The sequence below is a fragment of the Mesorhizobium sp. M0778 genome, from assembly GCF_040320105.1.
Lineage (GTDB): Bacteria > Pseudomonadota > Alphaproteobacteria > Rhizobiales > Rhizobiaceae > Mesorhizobium.
Genome location: NZ_JAMYPA010000003.1, coordinates 96,093 through 118,804 on the forward strand (window position 1 = coordinate 96,093; position 22,712 = coordinate 118,804).

The 22,712-nt window shown below is 63.9% G+C and carries 14 protein-coding genes; 9 read left to right on the plus strand and 5 right to left on the minus strand.

Annotated features, from left to right (window positions below):
• Position 1 precedes the first annotated feature (1 nt).
• The 8 genes from NKI22_RS06075 to NKI22_RS06110 all read left to right on the plus strand — a co-directional run bounded on the left by NKI22_RS06075 (position 2) and on the right by NKI22_RS06110 (position 12,637).
• Positions 2 to 1,330 (plus strand): FMN-binding glutamate synthase family protein, encoded by a 1,329-nt coding sequence (locus NKI22_RS06075; protein ID WP_023716763.1) that lies wholly within the window; start codon positions 2 to 4, stop codon positions 1,328 to 1,330.
• A gap of 34 nt (positions 1,331 to 1,364) precedes the next feature.
• The gene (gene glnT, locus NKI22_RS06080) at positions 1,365 to 2,672 is read left to right on the plus strand and encodes a type III glutamate--ammonia ligase (RefSeq protein ID WP_023716762.1); all 1,308 of its coding nucleotides are present in this window, start codon (positions 1,365 to 1,367) and stop codon (positions 2,670 to 2,672) included.
• 36 nt (positions 2,673 to 2,708) lie between these two features.
• Positions 2,709 to 3,962, plus strand: coding sequence for a sarcosine oxidase subunit beta family protein (locus NKI22_RS06085; RefSeq protein ID WP_023716761.1), 1,254 nt, complete (start codon positions 2,709 to 2,711; stop codon positions 3,960 to 3,962).
• A 17-nt stretch (positions 3,963 to 3,979) separates the two neighbouring features.
• A complete protein-coding gene (locus NKI22_RS06090) occupies positions 3,980 to 4,255 on the plus strand; it encodes a sarcosine oxidase subunit delta (protein ID WP_023716760.1) in 276 nt (91 codons plus the stop codon).
• The gene (locus NKI22_RS06095; RefSeq protein ID WP_023716759.1) at positions 4,255 to 7,239 is read left to right on the plus strand and encodes a sarcosine oxidase subunit alpha; all 2,985 of its coding nucleotides are present in this window, start codon (positions 4,255 to 4,257) and stop codon (positions 7,237 to 7,239) included. Before NKI22_RS06090 ends, NKI22_RS06095 begins: the two co-directional genes overlap by 1 nt.
• The gene (locus NKI22_RS06100; protein ID WP_023716758.1) at positions 7,232 to 7,861 is read left to right on the plus strand and encodes a sarcosine oxidase subunit gamma; all 630 of its coding nucleotides are present in this window, start codon (positions 7,232 to 7,234) and stop codon (positions 7,859 to 7,861) included. Before NKI22_RS06095 ends, NKI22_RS06100 begins: the two co-directional genes overlap by 8 nt.
• A 301-nt stretch (positions 7,862 to 8,162) precedes the next feature.
• Positions 8,163 to 10,532 carry a trimethylamine N-oxide demethylase gene (locus tag NKI22_RS06105; protein ID WP_023716757.1) on the plus strand — a complete coding sequence of 790 codons (2,370 nt, stop codon included), beginning with the start codon at positions 8,163 to 8,165 and terminating at the stop codon, positions 10,530 to 10,532.
• Between the two features lie 395 nt (positions 10,533 to 10,927).
• Entirely contained in the window at positions 10,928 to 12,637 is a 1,710-nt protein-coding gene (locus NKI22_RS06110) for a trimethylamine N-oxide permease (RefSeq protein ID WP_023716756.1), read from the plus strand.
• 258 nt (positions 12,638 to 12,895) lie between these two features.
• Here NKI22_RS06110 and NKI22_RS06115 read toward each other — a convergent pair whose 3' ends face one another.
• The 5 genes from NKI22_RS06115 to NKI22_RS06135 form a co-directional block, all read right to left on the minus strand.
• Entirely contained in the window at positions 12,896 to 14,383 is a 1,488-nt protein-coding gene (locus NKI22_RS06115; protein WP_023716755.1) for an aldehyde dehydrogenase family protein, read from the minus strand.
• Between the two features lie 70 nt (positions 14,384 to 14,453).
• Complete coding sequence (locus NKI22_RS06120) at positions 14,454 to 17,588, minus strand: efflux RND transporter permease subunit (protein WP_023716754.1); 3,135 nt, start codon at positions 17,586 to 17,588, stop codon at positions 14,454 to 14,456.
• A gap of 208 nt (positions 17,589 to 17,796) precedes the next feature.
• Positions 17,797 to 18,948, minus strand: coding sequence for an efflux RND transporter periplasmic adaptor subunit (locus tag NKI22_RS06125; RefSeq protein ID WP_023716753.1), 1,152 nt, complete (start codon positions 18,946 to 18,948; stop codon positions 17,797 to 17,799).
• A gap of 62 nt (positions 18,949 to 19,010) precedes the next feature.
• The gene (locus NKI22_RS06130; RefSeq protein ID WP_023716752.1) at positions 19,011 to 19,619 is read right to left on the minus strand and encodes a TetR/AcrR family transcriptional regulator; all 609 of its coding nucleotides are present in this window, start codon (positions 19,617 to 19,619) and stop codon (positions 19,011 to 19,013) included.
• A gap of 250 nt (positions 19,620 to 19,869) precedes the next feature.
• Positions 19,870 to 21,510, minus strand: a complete 1,641-nt coding sequence (locus NKI22_RS06135) for an acyl-CoA synthetase (protein ID WP_352493974.1) — start codon at positions 21,508 to 21,510, stop codon at positions 19,870 to 19,872.
• 188 nt (positions 21,511 to 21,698) lie between these two features.
• Between NKI22_RS06135 and NKI22_RS06140 the strand changes: the two genes are divergently transcribed.
• Positions 21,699 to 22,664 carry a sugar-binding transcriptional regulator gene (locus tag NKI22_RS06140; RefSeq protein ID WP_352958295.1) on the plus strand — a complete coding sequence of 322 codons (966 nt, stop codon included), beginning with the start codon at positions 21,699 to 21,701 and terminating at the stop codon, positions 22,662 to 22,664.
• Positions 22,665 to 22,712: the final 48 nt, after the last annotated feature.

Below are 22,712 nucleotides of genomic sequence, written 5' to 3' on the forward strand. Positions count from 1 at the left end.
CATGACCTATCGCAACCCGCCGACGACGCCGCGCAAATCCGCGACCTTCGACGACTATACGCTTTCCGAGATCCGCCGCGCCGCGGCGACCGGCATCTATGATATCAGGGGCGCCGGCGCCAAGCGCAAGCTTCCGCATTTCGACGACCTTCTGTTCCTCGGCGCTTCGATCTCGCGCTATCCGCTCGAAGGCTATCGCGAGCGCTGCGACACCAGCGTCGTGCTCGGTTCGCGCTATGCGAAGAAACCGATCGAGCTGAAGATCCCGATCACCATTGCTGGCATGAGCTTCGGCTCGCTGTCCGGTCCGGCCAAGGAAGCGCTCGGCCGCGGGGCGACGCTGTCCGGCACCTCGACCACCACCGGCGACGGCGGCATGACCGAGGAAGAGCGCGGCCATTCGAAGACGCTGGTTTACCAGTACCTGCCGTCGCGCTACGGCATGAACCCCCGCGATCTGCGCCGCGCCGATGCGATCGAGGTGGTCGTCGGCCAGGGCGCCAAGCCCGGGGGCGGCGGCATGCTGCTCGGCCAGAAGATTTCCGACCGCGTTGCCGAAATGCGCACGCTGCCGAAAGGCATCGACCAGCGCTCGGCCTCGCGCCACCCCGACTGGACCGGGCCGGACGACCTCGAGATCAAGATCCTCGAACTGCGCGAAATCACCGATTGGGAAAAGCCGATCTACGTCAAGGTCGGCGGCGCGCGGCCCTATTATGATACCGCGCTTGCCGTGAAATCGGGCGCCGATGTCGTCGTCGTCGACGGCATGCAGGGCGGCACGGCGGCAACCCAGGAAGTGTTCATCGAAAATGTCGGCCAGCCGACGCTTGCCTGCATCAGGCCGGCTGTGCAGGCGCTGCAGGATCTCGGCATGCACCGCAAGGTGCAGCTGATCGTCTCCGGCGGCATACGCAACGGCGCCGACGTCGCCAAGGCGCTGGCGCTCGGCGTCGACGCGGTGTCGATCGGCACGGCAGCGCTTGTCGCGCTCGGCGACAATGACCCGCGCTGGGAAGCGGAATACAACGAGCTCGGCACCACCGCCGGCGCCTATGACGACTGGCATGAGGGACGCGACCCGGCCGGCATCACCACGCAGGATCCCGAGCTAATGAAACGGGTCGATCCGATTGCGGCCGGACGACGGCTGGCGAACTATCTTAAGGTAATGACACTTGAGGCTCAGACAATCGCCCGCGCCTGCGGCAAGAACAGCCTGCACAATCTCGAGCCCGAGGATCTTGTCGCCTTGACGATCGAAGCCGCCGCCATGGCCGGCGTGCCGCTGACCGGCACCAACTGGATACCGGGCAAGAACGGCTTCTAAGACAAACCAAAATGCCAGTAAGCGAGGAATTATAATGGGGAACGATCTCGCCGCCTTCGCCAAGGAGAAGGGCGTCAAATATTTCATGATATCCTACACCGACCTGTTCGGCGGGCAGCGTGCCAAGCTGGTGCCGTCGCAGGCGATCGCCGACATGCAGCGGGACGGCGCCGGCTTTGCCGGCTTTGCTACCTGGCTCGACCTGACGCCGGCGCATCCCGACATGCTGGCCGTGCCGGATCCGGATTCGGTGATCCAGTTGCCGTGGAAGCCCGAAGTCGCCTGGGTCGCCGCCAACTGCATGATGGACGACAAATCGGTCGAGCAGGCGCCGCGCAACACGCTGAAGCGGCTGATCGCCGAGGCCGCCGGCGACGGCATGCACATCAAGACCGGCGTCGAGGCCGAGTTCTTCCTGATCTCGCCGGACGGCAAGACGATTTCCGACGAATACGACACGGCGTCGAAGCCCTGCTACGACCAGCAGGCGGTGATGCGCCGCTACGACGTCATCGCCGAGATCTGCGACCATATGCTGGCGCTCGGCTGGGGCGCCTACCAGAACGACCATGAGGACGCCAACGGCCAGTTCGAGATGAACTGGGCCTTCGACGATGCTCTGGCGACCGCCGACAAGCATTCCTTCTTCAAATTCATGGTGAAATCCGTTGCCGAAAAGCACGGGCTGCGCGCGACCTTCATGCCGAAGCCGTTCCAGGGCCTGACCGGCAATGGCTGCCATGCCCACATCTCGGTTTGGGACAGGGACGGCAAGACCAATGTCTTTGCCGATAATGCGATGGAACTCGGCCTGTCGGCCAAGGGCAGGAATTTCCTCGGCGGCATCATGAAACATGCTTCCGCGCTTGCCGCCATCACCAACCCGACGGTCAATTCCTACAAGCGCATCAACGCACCGCGCACCATCTCCGGCGCCACCTGGGCGCCGAACACCGTGACCTGGACCGGCAACAACCGCACCCACATGGTGCGCGTGCCCGGCCCCGGCCGCTTCGAGCTGCGCCTGCCCGACGGCGCGGCAAACCCCTATCTGCTGCAGGCCGTGATCATCGCCGCCGGGCTCGACGGTGTCCGCTCGAAGGCCGATCCCGGCCGGCGCTACGACATCGACATGTACCAGTTCGGCCATACGGTCGAAGGGGCGCCGAAGCTGCCGCTCAACCTGCTCGACGCATTGCGCGAGTTCGACAACGACAAATCGCTCAAGGCGGCGCTGGGTGAGGAATTCTCGTCGGCCTATCTAAAGCTCAAGCAACAGGAATGGAATTCCTATGCTTCCCACTTCACCCAGTGGGAGCGCGACCACACGCTCGACATCTGATCCGGAATTGTTGCACGCCCGGCGCGAAACAGGTTCATGAAATACTCGATCTTCTCCCTCGCCCGGGCGGCATTTTCCGGCCATAAGAACTGGCAGCGTACCTGGCGCGACGCCAGCCCGAAGAGCCACTACGACGTGGTGATTATCGGCGGCGGCGGCCATGGACTGGCGACGGCATGGTTCCTCGCCAGCGAGTACGGCATCAGGAATGTCGCGGTGCTGGAAAAAGGCTGGATCGGCTCCGGCAATGCCGGCCGCAACACCACCATCATCCGCTCCAATTACGGGCTGCCCGGCAATACCGGCTTCTACGAGCTGTCGATGAAGCTGTGGGAACGGATGGAGCAGGACCTCAACTACAACACCATGGTCAGCCAGCGCGGCGTCATCAATCTCTACCATTCCGACGCGCAGCGCGACGCCTACGCACGGCGCGGCAACACCATGCGCATCAACGGCATCGATGCCGAACTGCTCGATCTGACGGCGGTCAGGAAGATGATGCCGTTCCTGAACTTCGACAACGCACGTTTCCCGGTGCAGGGCGGCCTCTTGCAGCGACGCGGCGGCACGGCACGACACGATGCCGTGGTCTGGGGCTACGCGCATGCGGCGAGCGCGCTCGGCGTCGACATCATCCAGAATTGCGAAGTGACCGGCTTTATCCGCGACGGCAGCGGCAAGGTGACCGGCGTCGAGACGAGCCGCGGCAGGATCGGCGCGGCCAAGGTCGGCATGGCGGTCGCCGGCTCCTCGTCGCGCGTCGCGGCGATGGCCGGCATGCGGCTGCCGATCGAAAGCCATGTGCTGCAGGCCTTCGTCTCCGAGGCGATCAAGCCGCTGATCCCCAATGTCATGACGTTCGGCGCCGGGCATTTCTACGTCAGCCAGTCCGACAAGGGCGGCCTGGTCTTCGGCGGCGATATAGACGGCTACAATTCCTACGCCCAGCGCGGCAATCTGCCTGTCATGGAAGACGTCTGCGAAGGCGGCATGGCGCTGATGCCGATGATCGGCCGGATACGGCTTCTGCGTCAGTGGGGCGGCATCATGGACATGTCGATGGACGGCTCGCCGATCATCGACAAAACACCGGTCGACGGGCTCTATCTCAACGCCGGCTGGTGCTATGGCGGCTTCAAGGCGACGCCCGGCTCCGGCCTGGTCTTTGCCCATCTGCTGGCGCGCGACGAGCCGCACAAGGAGGCTACTCGCTTTCGTCTCGACCGCTTCCGGCGAGGTGCGATGATCGACGAAAAGGGCCAGGGCGCCCAACCGAACCTGCATTGAAGGCTGGCTGAAGAAGCATGCGCATTGTCTGTCCCTTCTGCGGCGAACGCGAACTCGGCGAGTTCACCTATCTGGGCGACGCCAGGCCGGTGCGTCCGGCGGCCGGCTCCTCCGAAGACGAGGTCTTCGACTATGTCTATCTGCGCGACAATGTCGCCGGGCCGATGAGCGAATACTGGTATCATGGCGGCGGCTGCCGGGCCTGGCTGAAGGTCGCCCGCAACACGCTGACGCACGAGATTTCGTCGGTCGAGCCGGCTGCGGGCGTTGGCGCCGCCAAGGTGGGCGCCTGATGGTTGGCCCTGCGCAGACACACCGGCTGGAGAGCGGCGGTCTCATCGATCGCGCCGCGCCGCTGAGCTTCCGCTTCGACGGCAAGAGCTTTGCCGGCTTCCAAGGCGACACGCTGGCCTCGGCGCTGATTGCCAATGGCGTCAAGTTGATCGGCCGATCGTTCAAATACCATCGCCCGCGCGGCATCCTGACCGCCGGGTCGGAGGAGCCCAACGCGCTGGTCGAACTGCGCAGCGGAGCGCGGCGCGAGCCGAACACCAAGGCGACCACGGCCGAACTTTACGACGGGCTCGAGGCCGCCAGCCAGAACCGCTGGCCGTCGCTGCGCCACGATCTGATGGCGGTCAACCAGCTGTTTGCGCCGATCTTCGTCGCCGGCTTCTACTACAAGACCTTCATGTGGCCGGCGAAATTCTGGGAAGCGGTCTACGAACCGGCGATCCGCCGAGCCGCCGGTCTCGGCCGCGCCGCCGGCGTCGCCGATCCCGACCATTACGACAAGGCGTGGGCGCATTGCGACGTGCTGATCGCCGGCTCTGGCCCGGCCGGGCTCGCGGCGGCATTGGCGGCCGGGCGCAGCGGCGCCCGTGTCATCCTGTGCGAGGAAGATTTTGCGTTCGGCGGCCGTCTGCTTGCCGACGGCGGCACCATCGACAGCCTGCCGGCGGCCGAATGGATTTCGCGCACGCTGGCCGAACTCGCAGCACTCCCCGATATCCGCATCATGAACCGCACGACATTGTTCGGCGTCTATGATGGCGGCACCTATGGCGCGATCGAGCGGGTCAATGACCACCTGCCCTCCCCGCCAGAGCACCAAGTGCGCCAAAGGCTATGGCGGATCGTGGCTAGGCGCTGCGTCGTTGCCGCCGGCGCCATCGAGCGGCCGATCGTGTTTGCCGGCAACGACACGCCCGGCGTGATGATGGCTTCGGCGATGCGGACCTATGTCGCGCGCTACGCGGCGGCGCCGGCAAAGAGGATCGCGCTGTCCACCAACAATGCGGATGGCTGGCGCACGGTCGAGACCGCGCTCGCCGCCGGATTGCAGATCGCGGCGGTCGTCGATGCGCGCCCGGACGTCTCCGCCGCACATCGCGCGCTCGCCGCCAAGGCCGGCTTTCCGGTGCTCAGCGGCTCGGTCAACGGGGTCGAAGGCGGCAAGGCCGGCGTCCGGAAAATCGCGATCTCGCTGACCGGCGGCGCACGGGCGGAAGTCGAAGCCGACGGGCTTGCCGTCTCCGGCGGCTGGAATCCGGCGGTCGGGCTGACCTCCTACCATCGCGGCCGGCCGAAATGGCAGGACGACATCGCAGCCTTCGTCCCGGACGGTGCGCCTCCGGGCATGATGGCCGCAGGCGCCGCCAACGGCGCCTTCGGGCTGGGCGACTGCCTGCGCCAGGGCTTTGCCGCAGGAGCGGCGGCAGCACAGAGTGCCGGGCGCAGCGGCAATGCCGGCACGCCGCCGGTCGCCGACGATGAGGCGTTTTCGCTGACGTCGCTCTGGCATGTCGCCGGCAAGGGCAAAGCCTTTGTCGACTACCAGCACGATGTCACGGCGTCCGACATCGAACTGGCGCAGCGCGAGGGTTTCGAATCGGTCGAGCATCTGAAGCGCTATACGACGCTCGGCATGGCCACCGACCAGGGCAAGACCTCGAACGTCGCCGGCCTCGCCATCATGGCTACGTTGTCAGGCAAATCCATTCCCGAGACCGGCACGACGATCTACCGCCCGCCCTATGTGCCGGTCGCTATCGGCGCCTTCGCCGGCCATCATCGCGACGAGAACTTCCATGCGACGAGGCTGACGCCGTCGCATCACTGGGCAGCCGAACAGGGCGCGGTGTTCGTCGACACCGGCCTGTGGAAGCGCGCGCAATGGTATCCGCGCGCCGGCGAAAAGGACTGGCTGGAATCGGTGACGCGCGAGGTCAAGGCGGTGCGCTCCGGCGTCGGCTTCTGCGACGTCTCGACGCTCGGCAAGATCGACGTGCACGGCCCGGACGCCGGCGCTTTCCTCGACCGCGTCTACATCAACACCTTCTCCAGTCTTGCCGTGGGAAAAGCCCGCTACGGGCTGATGCTGCGCGAGGACGGCATCGTCTATGACGACGGCACCACCTCGCGGCTGGCCGAGGACCATTATTTCCTGACCACCACCACCGCCAAGGCCGGGCTGGTGATGCAGCATCTCGAATTCTGCCGGCAGGTGCTATTTCCTGAGCTCGACGTCCAGCTCACCTCCGTCTCTGACCAGTGGGCGCAATTCTCGATCGCTGGACCTAGGACCCGGGACCTGCTCCGGGAAATCGTCGATCCGGCCGAGGATCTGTCGAATGAAGGTTTTCCGTTCATGGGGGCGCGCGAGGTATCGCTTCGCGGCGGCACCAGGGCACGGCTGTTCCGCATCTCGTTCTCCGGTGAGATGGCGTTCGAGATTTCGGTTCCCGCCCGTTACGGCGACGCGCTGGTGCGCAATTTGATGCTGGCCGGGAAGCCATTCGGCGTTACGCCCTACGGCACCGAGGCGCTCGGCGTCATGCGCATCGAAAAGGGCCATGTCGCCGGGCCGGAGCTGAACGGCACGACGACGGCCGCCGACCTAGGCCTCGGCAAGATGATGTCGACCAAGAAGGATTTTATCGGCCGCGTCATGGCCGGGCGCGAGGCGCTGGTCGCCCCGGACCGGCAGGTCGTGGTCGGCATCAAGCCGACGGATAAGGCAAGCCGCCTGCGTTCCGGCGCGCATATCATTCCGAAGGACAAGACACCCGGTCCCGACAACGACCAGGGCTACGTCACCTCGGTCTGCTTCTCGCCGACGCTCGACCAGTGGATCGGGCTTGGCCTGGTCGAATGCGGCCGCGAGCGCATCGGCGAGATCGTCCATACGCATGACCCGCTGCGCGGCGAAGACTACGATGTCGAGCTGTGCAGCCCGGTCTTCTACGATCCGGATGGAGGGCGCCAGCGTGGCTGAGTTTTCCTGGATTGCCCGCAGTCCGCTGGAGCACGCGCTCGTCGTCGGCGCCCATGGCGCGCGCGGCACCGAGGCCGGCGTTTGGCTGACGGAAATCCGCAATTTCGACCTGATCCAGGTGATGGCGCGGCGCGGCAAAACGGCGGAGCTGGCAAAAGCTGCCCAGGCCCGTTTCGGCGTTGCCGCACCGGAAACGCCCAAGGCGGTCCGAGTTCCCGACGCTACGCTGATCTGGTCGGGACCGGATCAGTTCCTCGTCCTGTCCAATGCCGGCAAGCACGCGATCGAACCGCTGAGCCAGGCGTTCTCGCAATCCGCCTCGCTATCGGACCAGTCGCATGCGCGCGTCCTGATCAGCGTTTCGGGAGAAAAAGCGCGCTCGATGCTGGCCAAATTGTCTTCACTAGACCTGCACCCGGCGGCATTTCCGGTCGGCACCGCCGCCGCAACATCGGTCGATCACACCAGCATCAATCTCTGGCGCGGCAATGACTGGCCGGATGGACAGGCGGTGTTCAATCTCCTGGTGTTCGCGACGTTTGCCGGGAGCCTGTGGCACACGATGCTCGATGCCGCCGCGGAGTATGGCGTCGATATCCGGCATTCCGAGGAATTGGCATAGCCTTGGCGCGTCTTCCCTTCTCCCCTTGTGGGGTCCGAAGGACGGGACGAGACCCGTGGCTCGCCCAGGGCGGTGGATCGGCGCGCAGCGCCGAGACGGATGAGGGGTGTTCCAGCGGAGTGAGAGGCTGGCGTTCCCTGGAACACCCCTCATCCGTCGCCTTCGGCGACACCTTCTCTCCAAGGGGAGAAGGGGGAGCTTGTGCCACCTTCACCTTGCCAACTCCGGCTCTTCTGCCCTATTCTTCCCGCTAAAATAATTTCACGCACAGGCAAACTTGTTTCTCGAAACCAGGGTTGAGATGAGCCAGTCGCCCTACCCCGTAATCGCCGCCGGACCGCCCCGGCCGAGTCTGATCCTGCGGCCAGGCCAGATCGCGCTGCCGGCCGGGATGGAGCGCTATTCGGTTCAGGGCAATGGCGCGGTGCTGATCGAGGTCGAGGCCGGCGACAGCATCACTGTGCGCAATATCGAGGGCGGGCAGGCCTGCGAGCTGCTGGTATGGGACAGCACCGGCGTAACCGATCCCGGTATTCTCGGCGAAAAATCGAACAGCAATGCCGCCGGCATTAAGGCGCTGCTGGCCGATAGCGACGATAGCCTCGCTTCCTTGCGCCGAGGCCTCGAACGTCGCCAGGTACAGCTAGATCAGGCAAAGGCGGTCCGCGTCTTCGGCGGCTCCACCCCTGCCGGCACCGAACAGAGCTTTGCGATCGCCCGCGACGGCTCGATGCTCGTCGCTGCACCCGGCGGTCCGATGCTGGTCGACGGCCACGATACCGCAACGCCGCTCAGCGTCATCCTGCGCCGCGCCACGATCCGTCCAGCTGCGAAGTCGCGGCTTGCCGACCCGCTGGCCGATCCGGTGCTCGATCTGCGCGTCCATTCGGCGACGGCGGAAGCCTATTTCGTCAAAGCCGGCGACTATCTGCAGATCATCGATGTCGACGGGCGCCAATGCACCGACTTCCAGTGCTTTTCGGCGCGCAAGCTGGACAAGGGCCGCGATCATCCGCTCGACGTGACGACGACGCGCACGCTGATGGGTTCGAGCTATCCGATGCCCGGGCTGCACTCGAAATATTATGACCAGGACATGGAGCCGCTGGTCGAGGTTATCCAGGACACTTGCGGCCGCCACGATGCATTCGCGCTCGCCTGCGCTGCCAAATATTACGACGACATCGGCTATCCCGGCCATCCCAACTGCTCGGAGAATTTCAACCGCGCGCTGGCCGACAAGGGCGTGACGCCCCGCGCCGGCTGGATGGCGATCAACTTCTTCTTCAACACGGCCATCGACGCGTATGGCGTCGTGGTTTCCGACGAGCCGTGGTCGCGGCCGGGCGACTATGTGCTGCTGCGGGCGCTGACCGACATCGTCTGCGTCTCGTCCGCCTGCCCCGACGATACGACGCCGGCCAATGGCTGGAACCCGACCGACATCCATGTGCGGACCTATTCCGGCCAGCACAAATTCTCGCGAGCGATCGCCAGACGCATGACGCCCGATTCGGAACCGAAAATGACCCGCGAGACCGCCTTTCATTCGAGCTTTGCCAAGCACACCCGCAACTTCGTCGAGTACAAGGGTTATTGGCTGGCCAATTCCTTCGCCAAGCAAGGCCCGATCGGCGAATACTGGGCCTGCCGGCAGGATGCAGTGATCATGGACCTGTCGCCGCTGCGCAAGTTCGAGATCACCGGCCCGGATTCGGAAGCGCTGCTGCAATACACGCTGACCCGCGACATCAGGAAGCTCGGCGTCGGCCAGGTCGTCTATTCCGCCATGTGCTACGAGCATGGCGGCATGATCGACGACGGCACGCTGCTTCGGCTCGGCAAGGATAATTTCCGCTGGGTTGGCGGCGACGATCTATTCGGCGAATGGCTGCGCGAAACGGCGACGAAACTCGGCCTTACCGTGCTGGTGCGTTCATCGACCGACCAGATGCACAATGTCGCCGTGCAGGGACCGAAAAGCCGCGACATTCTCAGGCAGATCATCTGGACCTCGCCGCTGCAGCCGTCGATCGACGAGCTCGAGTGGTTCCGCTTTGCCGTCGCCCGCATCGGCGGCGGCAACGGCATTCCCGTCGTTGTCTCGCGCACCGGCTACACCGGCGAGCTCGGCTACGAGATCTGGTGCCATCCGCGCGACGCGGAAAAGGTGTTCGACGCCATCTGGGAGGCTGGCCAGCCGCACGGCCTGAAGCCGATGGGACTGCAGGCGCTCGACATGGTGCGCATCGAGGCCGGGCTGATCTTTGCCGGCTACGAGTTCTCCGACCAGACCGATCCGTTCGAGGCCGGCATCGGCTTCACCGTGCCGCTGAAGACCAAGAGCGACGATTTCATCGGCCGCGAGGCGCTGATCCGACGCAAGGAAAATCCGCAGAAGAAGCTGGTCGGCCTCGACATCGACGCCAATGTCGCGGTCGGCCACGGCGATTGCGTGCATGTCGGTCGCGCCCAGATCGGCGTCGTCACCTCCGGCATGCGCTCGCCAGTGCTGAACAAGACCATCGCGCTGGCCAGGCTCGACGTCACCCATTCGGCGATCGGCACCGAGGTCGAGATCGGCAAGCTCGACGGCCACAGCAAGCGGCTGCCGGCGCGCGTCGTCGCCATTGCCCACTACGATCCGCAGAAGACCAGGCCGCGCTCCTGATCGACGCTGCCCGGTTCTTCCCTTCTCCCCTTGTGGGAGAAGGTGGATCGGCGCGCAGCGCCGAGACGGTTGAGGCGCGCTGGACGAAGTGCGGTTTTGCCAAGCTGGAACACCCCTCATCCGACCGAGCTACGCTCGGCCACCTTCTCCCACAAGGGGAGAAGGAAAGACCGCACCCGTTGGCAGCGCCAACGAAGCTCGACTGTTTCACACGCGCAATGTGCACAGCGTCACAAACCGCTTGACGTGAAAGCGCGTTGGGTCAATCTTCACTGCTAAGAATAAAATACTACTGAGCGGAAAACGCCTGGGCAGTTCAACGTGAGCGTCGATGACGCCTCGCGAGATTGCGGCTGTTGCCGATGGGGAACATCAAAAATGGGGAATCCACGTAAATGAGCACGATAGTCACCACCTTGGTGCCGCCTGCCGAAGGGCAGCTGCACCGGAACATCGATTGGCGCGGCGCCTTTTGGGTGGCAAGCGGCGTTCCGGCCCTTGTCCTGTTTTCGATCGGCGGCATTGCCGGCACCACCGGAACGCTGGCCTTCATGATCTGGACCGCATCCATGATCATGGGCTTCCTGCAATCCTTCACCTATGCGGAAATCGCCGGCCTGTTCCCGAACAAGTCCGGCGGCGCCTCGATCTATGGCGCCACCGCGTGGCTGCGCTATTCGAAATTCATCGCGCCGCTTTCGGTGTGGTGCAACTGGTTCGCCTGGTCGCCGGTGCTGTCGCTCGGCTGCTCGATCGCCGCCGCCTATATCCTCAACGCGCTGGCGCCGGTGCCGCTGTTCACCGACACTTCGCCGGAGGTCGCCGCCTATATCGCGGCCCATGCCGGAACCAGCGCCGCCGACGCCATCACCGCGGTCACCGCGGCGGCGACGCCGGCGATCCGCAACTGGACGCTCTACGGTCACACGCTTGGTCCGGTTTCCTTCACCTTCAACGCCACCTTCTTCATCGGCGCGGTGCTGATGCTGATCATCTTCTCGATCCAGCATCGCGGCATCTTGGGCACGGCCAATGTGCAGAAATATATCGGCCTGCTGGTTATCATCCCGATGCTCATCGTCGGCGTGGTGCCGATCGTCACCGGCCAGATCAACTGGGCGAATTTCTCCCCGCTGGTGCCGCTCGCGGCAGCCTATGCGCCGGAGCCCGGTGCGTGGAACATCGCCGGCTGGACGCTGGTGCTCGGCGGCATGTTCATCGCGGCCTGGTCAACTTACGGTTTCGAGACCGCCGTCTGTTACACCTCCGAGTTCAAGAACCCCGGCACAGATACCTTCAAGGCGATCTTTTATTCCGGCCTGTTGTGCATGCTGCTGTTCATCCTGGTGCCATTCACCTTTCAGGGCGTGCTCGGCTTGAACGGCATGCTGGCGACGCCGATCGTCGACGGCTCCGGCGTTGCCGACGCGCTGGCCGGCATGGTCGGCGGCGGACAGTTGATCCACAGCCTGCTGGTGATGCTGATGATCCTGGCGCTGGTGCTCTGCATCATGACGGCGATGGCCGGCTCCTCGCGCACGCTCTACCAGGGTTCGGTCGATGGCTGGCTGCCGCGCTACCTCAGCCATGTCAACGAGCACGGCGCGCCGACGCGGGCGATGTGGACGGACCTGATCTTCAACCTGATCGTGCTGGCCATCGCCTCGGCCGACGCGACGAGCTTCTTCTTCATCCTGGCGGTGTCGAATTGCGGCTACATCATCTTCAATTTCCTCAACCTCAACGCCGGCTGGATCCACCGCATCGACAATGGCCACATCGCGCGGCCTTGGAAGGCGCCGAGCTGGCTGCTCGGCCTCGGCGCGATCTTTGCCTATGTCAACGCGGTCTTCATGGGCGCCGGAGCCAAGGTCTGGAACCCGATGGCATTGTGGGCCGGGCTGATCACGGCCGCCTTGATCATCCCGGTGTTCTGCTTCCGGCACTACATCCAGGACAAAGGCAAGTTCCCCGACCACATGCTGGCCGATCTCGGCATGAACTCGTCCGACCTCGCAGTGCGAAAGGCGGGCATGCTGCCCTACCTGACGCTGATCGCCGGCGTCGCGGTGATGCTGCTCGCCAACTGGCTGTTCGTCATCTGAGGCTTGCCTTGAGAGCAATTCCAGGAAAAGGTGTGAACGGTTTTCCGGCCGGAATTGCCTCAAAACAAAAAATAGAGCGGTTCGGCGTTTCCGTGAAACGATGAACCGTTCTACGGATTGGGCGCGCGATGCGCGCTCGATCGCTTGCATTTTGTTCTTGCTTTGTGCCGGCAGCTATGCTACTAATCCCGCCATGGTGCTGATTCGCCCCGAGACCCGCCGCTGAGGCGGGTTTTTCGTTTCTGGGCCTATTCTGGCTCAATCGATCTTGATGAACACGCCCTTGGTGTTGAGATATTCGTCAAGGTGTTCGGCGCCGCCCTCGCGGCCGTAGCCGCTCATCTTGTAGCCGCCGAAGGGCACGGCCGGATCGATGGCGTGATAGGTGTTGACCCAGACCGAGCCGGCGCGGATCTTTTGCGACAGCCGGTGGGCGGTGGCGAGATTTTGGGTGAAGACCCCTGCAGCCAGGCCGTAAGGCGTGTTGTTGGCCCGCTCGACCGCCTCGTCCAGCGTATCGAACGGCAAGGCTGAAATCACCGGCCCGAAGATCTCCTCGCGGGCGATCTTCATATCGTCCGAGACGCCGGCAAAGACAGTCGGCGCGACGAAATTGCCGGCGGCAAGCGCGCCTTCCACAAGCCGGGTGCCTCCGGTGACGAGTTTCGCCCCTTCTGCAGTACCGGCCTCGAGGTAACCGGTGACCCGTTGCAACTGCTTTTCGGAGACGAGCGGGCCGATCTCGGTCGCCGGGTCGATGCCGTCGCCGACCCTGAGACCCTTGGCGTATGCCGCGAGACGCTCGATGAACTCGTCATGGACCGCGCGTTCGACGAAAAGGCGCGAACCGGCGATGCAGATCTGGCCGGAATTGGCGAACACCGACATCGCGGCCACCGGCACCGCTTTGTCGAGATCGGCATCGGCGCAGACGATGACCGGCGACTTGCCGCCAAGCTCCAGCGAGACGCGCTTGAGGTTGCCGGCCGAGGCGCGCACGATCGACTGGCCGGTCGCCGTCGAGCCGGTGAAGACGATTTTGTCGACGCCCATGTGCTCGGCGAGTGCGGCGCCCGCCTCGGTGCCGGTGCCGGTGACGATGTTGACGACGCCTTCCGGGACGCCGGCCTCGTTCATGATGTCGGCGATCAGCAGTGGCGTCAGCGGCGCCTCTTCCGATGGTTTCAGCACGATGGTACAGCCGGTCGCCAGCGCCGGGCCAATTTTCCAGATCGACGCGGCGGTCGGCGCGTTCCAGGGAATGATGGCGCCGACGACGCCGACCGCCTCCTTGCGGGTGAAGGAGACGATTTCGCCGGGCAGCGAGTTCTCGATCGTCTCGCCGTGCAGCGCCGTCGCCATGCCGGCATAATAGCGCAGCATGCCGATGACGCGGTTGCGATTGGCGCGGGTGCGCACGATCGGCATACCCATGTCGGTGGTGTCGGAGAGGCTGATCTCTTCCCAGTTCTTTTCGAAGAGATCGGCGATCCTCAGCAGCAGTACCTGCCGCTCGTAAGGTTTGAGCCGGCTCCACGGTCCCTCGAACGCCTTGCGGGCGGCAGTCACCGCCAAGTCGATGTCGAGGCGGTCGCCGCGCGGCACCGTGGCGATGACCGCGCCGGTGGCAGGATTGCGGGTCTCCATGGTCCGGCCGGAGCGGGCATCGACCCAGCCACCGCCGATGAACATCTGGCGATGGCGTCCGTCGATCGGCAGCCGCAGCGGTGCCTGAGCTATGGTCATGACGGTCCTCCTCCGGCACCTACGCCTGGTGGGCGGATTAAACCGCCGGAGGTCACATTTGCCAACAGCTCTATTCGGCCGCCAGGGCCAGTTGCGGCCTTTCGTTCTTTTCTTCCGTCTCGGCCGGCTGCTCCACCACCTTCTTGGGCTCCCGGCCGAAGAACAGCGCGTAGGCTGCCGGCAGGACAAGGATGGTCAGCACCGTGGCGACCAGGATGCCGCCCATCATGGCATAGGCGAGCGGCCCCCAGAAGACGCCGCGCGAGATCGGGATCAGCGCCAGCACCGCCGTCAGCGCCGTCAGCACGATCGGCCGGAACCGGCGAACGGCCGAGCCGATGATGGCCTCGGAGCGCTCCACGCCGGCGGCGATGTCCTGGTCGATCTGATCGACCAGGATGATCGAGTTTCGCATGATGATGCCGAGCAGGGCGATAACACCGAGGATGGCGACGAAGCCGAACGGCGCACCGCTGATCAAAAGTGCCGCCGCCGCACCGATGATGCCGAGCGGACCGGTCGCCAGCACCAGCATCGCCTTCCCGAAATGCTGCAGCTGGATCATCAGCAGCACGACGATGACCGCCAGCATGACTGGAGCTTTCGCCGCAATCGAGGCCTGGCTTTCGGCCGCATCCTCGGCGCCGCCCTGGATCTCGATCTTGTAGCCGGGTGCGAGGCCGGCGCGCAGGCCCGACATCTCGCCATACATTTTCATGGCGACATCGTTCGGCTGCACGCCATCCGGCAGCGTGGCGCGTACGCTGATGGTCGGCAAGCGGTCGCGCCGCCATTCGACGCCTTGCTCCAGCACCGGGACAATCTTGGCGACCTGCGACAGCGGCACGGAGCCACCGAAATCCGTCGGGATATAGACGGAATCGACCGCCGACAGCAGGTGACGGCTTGCCTCCGGTTCGCGGGCGACGATCGAAACCGTCTCCTCGCCGTCGCGGAAGTCATCGAGCGGCGCTCCCGACATGGTCGCCTGCAGCATCTGGCGGATGCGCTGCGAGGTGACGCCGAGCGCACGGGCGCGATCCTGGTCGATCACCAGCTTCATCGCCGGCACCGGCTCCAGCCAGTCGTCGTGGATGGCGCCGAGCAGCGGATTTGCCTGGAACTTCGCCTTCACCTCGTCGGCGATGCGGCGCACCTCCTGGCGATCCGGACCCATGACGCGCATCTGCACCGGCCAGCCGGTCGGCGGACCAAGGAACAGGCGGTCGACCTTTGCGCGGATCGACGGGAAATCCTCGGCCAGGATGGTGCGCAGCTTGACAATCAGCCGCTCGCGGGCCGGTTCGTCATTGGCCATCACCAGAAGCTGGGCGAAATTCGGATTGCGAAGCTGCTGGTCGAGCGGCAGGAAGAAACGCGGCGCGCCTTCGCCGATATAGGTGGCGATGAAGCGCTTGTCCTTGTCGTCCATCATCCTGGCTTCGAGCGCCTTGGCCTGTGTCTCGACTTCCTTGATGCTGGTGCCTTCCGGCAGCCAGAGGTCGACAAGGATTTCCGGGCGCGACGATTGCGGGAAGAAATTCTGCGGGATGAACTGGAACGCCCACAGGCTGGTGGCAAAGGTCATCATCGTCATCACCAGCACGATGATGCGATGGCGCACGGCCCAGGTCACGGTCGAGCGAAGGCGACGGTAGAAGCCCGTGTCGAAGACATCGTGATGGCTGCCGGCGTGCTTGCGCTGCTTCAGGATCATGTGGCCGAGCCATGGCGTGAAATAGACCGCCGCGAACCAGGACACGACCAGCGCGATACCGACGACGTAGAACAGGGTGCGCACATATTCGCCAGCCGTCGAGGCGGCGAAACCGACGGGGATGAAGCCGGCCGTGGTGATCAGCGTGCCGGTCAGCATCGGGAAGGCGGTCGAGGAATAGGCGAAGCTCGCCGCCTCGACCTTGACCAAGCCTTCCTCGAGCTTTCGCTCCATCATTTCGACGACGATCATCGCGTCGTCGACCAAGAGGCCAAGGGCGATGATCAGCGCGCCGAGCGAGATGCGCTGCAGGTCGATGCCGAGCTCGTACATGATGGCGAAGGTGGCGGCCAGGACCAGCGGAATGACGATCGCGATCACCAGACCCGAACGCCAGCCGATCGACAGGAACGAGACGACAAGCACGATCAGCAGCGCTTCACCGAGCGCTTCCATGAACTCGGCCACCGCATCCTTGACGACTTCCGGCTGGTCGGAGACCTGGTCCACCGACACGCCGTAGGGCAGCGCCTCCTCGAAGCGCTTGTAGGTCGCTTCGACGTCCTTGCCGACGTCGGTGACGTTGAAGCCCTTGGCCATGACGACGCCGAGCTGGACGCTGTCATGGCCGTTGAAGCGGTATTTGCGCTGATAAGGGTCCTCGAGGCCGGAGGTCACGGTGGCGATGTCGCCGAGGCGCGTCACCTGGTTGCCGGCCCGCAGCCGAAGCTCGCGAATGTCGGCCGCCCTGGCCACGTCGCCTTCGACCGAGATGCGCACCGAACGCTGGCCGGTGTCGACCGAACCTGCCGGGTCGACATTGTTCTGGCCCCTGATCGCATTCTGCAGGTCGGTCAGCGTCAGGCCGCGTTCGGCAAGCACCTTGGATGAAACGTCGATGTAGAGCTTTTCCGGCTGGTCGCCGATGATCACGGCTTTCTCGACGCCGGGCGTCGTCAGCAGCATGTCGCGTGCCTGGATGGCGAATTTCTTCAGCTCGGGATAGCTGTAGCCATCGCCGCTGATCGAATGCAGGGTGATGAATGTGTCGCCGAATTCGTCGTTGAAGTAGGGCCCGAGCAAGCCCTGCGGCAGTTCATTCGAGATATCGCCGACCTTCTTGCGCACCTGATAGAACGCATCCGCGACCTGCGCGGGACTGGTGTCGCCCTTGACCTGCAAGGTGATGATGGCGCTGCCGGCGCGGGTGTAGGAGCGGACGAAATCGAGATGCGGCGTTTCCTGCAGCTTGCGCTCGATCTTGTTGACGACTTGGTCCTCCATCTCCTTGATCGAGGAGCCCGGCCAGATCGCCTGGACGACCATGACGCGGAAGGTGAAATCGGGATCTTCCTTCTGGCCCATGCGCATCAGGCCGAGCGCACCGGCGACGATGATAAGCCCGAACAGGAAGCGGGCAATGCTCGGATGGCCGATTGCCCAGCGCGAAAGATTGAAAGACCGCTTTTCAGTGGTGTCGGTGGTCATCGGCGTCAGTCCGTTTCAATTTGATCAACAGAGCACGCGCTTTCGCATGCCCAAGGAACTTCCGATGTGGGCTTCCGAGCGGCGAGGCTTTCCGAGTTGAGAGATCTACATCGCGGTGGGACACGAGGATCGATGTGGGGGTTACATCGACCTGAGATCTCGAAAATCGGGGGCGCCTGCCGCCCGGAAACCGTGAATTGCCTGGCCGTCAGCGCAAGCGCCTTGCGGCGTCATCATCGGCCGAGGCCGACTGTTGTGCTGCATCACCGGTAAGCTTGACTTTCAGATTCTCGGTCATGAACTGCGTGCCGGCAGCGACGACCACATCGCCCGGCTTCAGCCCGTCGGCGACACTGACGCCGTCAGGCGTGAAGGCGGCGACCTTGACCGGATGCGCATGAACGGTACCGCCACTGCGGTCGACGGTCCAGACGATCGATTGGCTGTCCTTTTGTGCCAATGCGCTCAGCGGGATCGACACCAGCTGCTGCCGGTTGCCCGCCGCGGCTTCGATGGAGGCCGTCATGCCAAGCAGCACGTTCGGATCGTTGGGCAGGCTGACGCGAACGGCAAAGGTGCGCGACTGCGGATCGGCGCTGCCGGCGACTTCGCGGACCTTGCCTTCGAGCGTCAGCGCCTCATCGGACCAGAAACCCGCCTTGACGGTCTTGCCCGGCTTGAACTCGGCGATATCGGTTTCGGGAACAGCGATCAGGACTTCCTTCTCGCCGTCGATGGCAACGGTCACCACCGGCGTGCCTGAGCCGACCACCTGGCCGACATCGGCGGCAACGGCGGTGACGATGCCATTCTTGTCCGCCTTGAGATCGGTATAGCGGACCTGGTTCTGTGCCTGGGCAAGCTGCGAGCGGGCGGAGTCGCGCGTGGCGACCGCCTGATTGTAACTGAGCGTCGCCTGCTCGAGCTGCGACTTCGGTGCGAAATTCTTGGCGTAGAGCTGTTCGGCGCGCTTGCGCGTAAGCTCGACTGTCTCGACCTGACGGTCGGCGGCATCGAGGCTGGCCTGAGCGCTTCTCACCGAAAGCTCGTAGTCGGTGGGATCGATGCGGGCGAGAACGTCGCCGGGCTTGACGCGGTCACCGATGTCGACAAGGCGCTCGGTGATCTTGCCGTTGATGCGAAAGCCGAGATTCATCTCGGTGCGGGCGCGCACCGATCCGGAATAGGAGAGCTGACGGGTATCGCTCGCCTTGGCGATCTCGACCACCTTGACCGGGCGGATGATCTCCTTGACCTCGGCTTTCTCCTGCGAGCAGCCGGCGAGGCCGAGAGCGGCAACGACAATCAGTGCCAGGCCGGCGGCCGGTAGCCTGTAGGTGATGGACTTGGACAAAGACACTTTTCGTACTCCCGAACTGTGGGGATGAATTGCCGACATCACCGCCCGACGGGCGGCAACGGTCATTTCTTCAAGGCTCTGATGGCAAACTCGGTAAGCTCGTCCGGCGTCGCCCGGTTCTTCTTGGCGAGGCATTGGGCCATCATCTGCGGATGACAGAGGCTGATAATAGCAGCGCCGAAACACCTGGACGCGATCACCGGATCCTGATCGACGAACTCGCCGGTGGCGATGCCCTCGCGGATCACTTCCGCGACCAATTCGTGGATGCTGTCGATGTGCTTTTCGATGACATGCCAATCGCGTTCGATGGCGACGATGACCATCTCGTGCACTTTCTCCTGGTCGATCATGGTCTCGAGCGTCCACTGATAGTGCGTATGCACATAGCGGCGGAGCTTCTCGCTGGCGGTGCCGGGACCATGGCAGGCTTCGTAGGTCAACCGGTAGCAGGTGGCGAGCATACGGCCGCAAACCGCCTGGTGAATTTCCACCTTGGAGGCGAAGAAGCGATAGATGTTGGCGGTCGACATGCCAAGTTCGCGCGCTATGTCGGCGACGTTGGTCTTGCCGTAGCCGTAGTGGCGGAACAATCGCTCCGCGCAATCCAGGATGCGCGTGACATTTTCCTGGCGGGCGGAATCGGCGGTGGTGTCTAAGGTTTCAAGCATCTCGTTGGCCAAAATTTACGACTGACGAATTTAGAATTTCGTCACTCGTAAATTGAAAACCATCACCTGTCAAGACATGATTTCGGCCAGCTGACGCCGCTGATGACAGATGGTGACATCTCTGGACGGAGTTGGCCCATGAAGCGCATGTGGTTCCCGCCGGGCGCGCCTGCAACACCGCGCGTCTTTTTGAACGCACAGGATTTTGAAATGATGCCTCCCGAAATCGGTTCCGTTTTCGGGTCAGGCGCTAAGGCTGCTTCGCCATCTCCCGCAGCCGGAACTTCTGGATCTTGCCCGTCGAAGTCTTAGGGATTTCTGCAAAGATCACCGCTTTCGGCACCTTGAAGCGGGCGAGCAGCGCGCGGCAGTGCTCAATGATTTCGGCCTCGGTCGCCGCCTTGCCCGGCTTCAACTCGACATAGGCGACCGGCACCTCGCCCCATTTGTCGTCGGATCGGGCGACAACGCCGCAAGAAGCGACGGCAGGATGCTTGTAGAGTGCCTCCTCGACCTCGATCGAGGAGATGTTTTCGCCGCCGGAGATGATGATGTCCTTGGAACGGTCCTTGAGCTGGACGTAGCCATCCGGGTGCATGACGCCGAGGTCGCCCGAATGGAACCAGCCGCCGGCAAAGGCCTCATCGCTCGCCTTGCGGTTCCTGAGATAGCCCTTCATGACGATATTGCCGCGGAACATCACCTCGCCGATCGTCTCGCCGTCGGCCGGCGTCTCTTGCATCGTCTGCGGGTCCATCACCGTCAGGCCTTCGAGCGCGGCATAGCGTACGCCTTGCCTGGCCTTCTTTGCCACCCTCGCCCCTTTCTCCAGCCGGTCCCAATCGCCATGCCATTCGTTGACGACGGCCGGGCCATAGGTTTCGGTCAGGCCGTAGAGATGGGTGACGGCAAAGCCCGCATCGGCCATGCCCGACAGCACCGCCTCGGGCGGCGGCGCCGCGGCGGTGTTGAAGGTGACGGTCTGCGGGAACTGCCGCTTGTCCTCGTCCCTGGCGTTGATCAGCACCGACATGACTATGGGTGCACCGCAGAGATGGGTGACGCCGTGATCAGCGATGGCGTCGTAGATCGGCTTCGGCCGCACCCAGCGCAGGCAGACATGGGTGCCAGCCTGCACGGCAAGCGTCCAGGGAAAGCACCAGCCGTTGCAGTGGAACATCGGCAACGTCCAGAGGTAGACCGGGTGCTTGCCCATGCCGGCATGGATGGTGTTGGCATAGGCCATCAGTGCCGCGCCGCGGTGGTGGCAGACGACGCCCTTCGGATTGCCTGTCGTGCCGGAGGTGTAGTTGAGCGATATGGCGTCCCATTCGTCGTCCGGCATCGACCAGGCGAAATCCTCGTCGCCGCCGGCGACAAACGCCTCGTAGTCGAGCGTGCCGATCCGCAGGCCCTTGGCATAGGGCGCGTCGGCGGCGTAATCGGGATCGTCGTAGTCGATCACCAGCGGCTTGACCTTGGCCAGCGTCAGCGCTTGTCGAACCACGCCGGCGAATTCGCGGTCGACGATCAGCACCTTGGTTTCGGCATGCTCGAGCTGGAAGGCAATGACCGCGGCGTCGAGGCGGGTGTTGAGCGAATGCAGCACCGCCTTGGTCATCGGCACGCCGAAATGCGCTTCCAGCATCGGCGGCGTGTTGGACAGCATGACGGTAACGGTGTCGCCCCTGCCGATGCCGCGCTTCGCCAGCGCCGAGGCAAGCCTCAGCGAGCGCTTCCAGAAATCGCGATAGGTCGTGCGCTGGCGGCCATGGATGATGGCGGTCTGGTCGGGAAAGGTTTTTGCCGCCCGTTCAAAATAGGTCAGCGGCGTCAGCGGCTGGTGGTTGGCCGGGTTCCGGTCGAGGTCCTGTTCATAGGGATTGCCCATCCCGTCCTCCGCAATGTGTTCGTCGAGAACTTTAGCTACCGGCTTCCGGCCCGTCACCACCAACGATGCCATCATAGACCGCGCTTGGCACAAGAATGGTCTAGATTCGGCGAGCGCAAGGGCATCTATGCCTTCCTCCCAATTTGACTTTTGTCGAGAGCCGTGACTAATGTCAGCGAGGAGATGGTATGGCGATCCGACCGGCAGAACAGCTTATCCACAAGGCCGCCTGGCTTTACTATGCACACGGCCTGCGCCAGGACCAGGTGGCCAGCCAACTCAAGATTTCCCGTGCCTCGGTGGCCATGTATCTGCGCAAGGCGCGCGAGACCGGCATCGTCAACATCTCCACCTCGACCCAGCTTTTCACCGACGACGTGCTGGCACGCAAGCTGGAAGACGCGCTTAAGCTCGACGCGGTCTGGATCGCGCCGGAAAACGGCTATGTCGCCGATCCGTCGACCGACATCGCGGTGCTGGCGGCAAGCGTCTTTCTTGAGTTGGTCAGGAAGGGCGACCGTATCGGCGTCGCCTGGGGGCGGACCATCTACACGATCGCCGACATCATGTCCTATGCCGACCTGCAGGACGTGACGGTGGTGCAGCTCTGCGGCAATCTGGGAGCACCCTATTCGTACCGGCCGGACCAATGCACCATGGAAATCGCGCGCCGGCTCAATGCCAAGGGGCTGAATTTTTACGCGCCGCTGGTGCTGACGACGGAAGAACTGGCACGCGGCCTGCGCGCCGAACCGGTGATCCGCGAGCAGTTGTCGGGTATCGGTGACTGCGACCTGGCGCTATACTCGGTTGGCTCGGTGGATACCGACAGCCATCTGGTCAAATGCGGCGCGCTGACGACAAGCGAAATGGCTGCATTGCGCAAGGCGGGTGCAGCCGGCGTCATTGCCGGGCAGATCATCGATACCGAAGGCCAGGCGCTCGACTGCAGCTACAACCGCCGGCTGATTTCGGCAGAGCTGTCATCGCTGCGCCAGATCGAAAAGCGCCTTGTGGTGGTGCAGGAAGAGAGCAAGTTCGAACCGCTCGTCGCGGCGATCGCCGGCGGGCTCTGCACCCATCTCGTCGTCGGCGCGCGCATGGCGCGACGGCTGCTCGACCATGCCGGAGCAGTAGCAGAAAAGGTCGCCTGATACCTAGTTTCAGTCGCCGACGCATTGTCATCAGGGCGTCGCGGCATT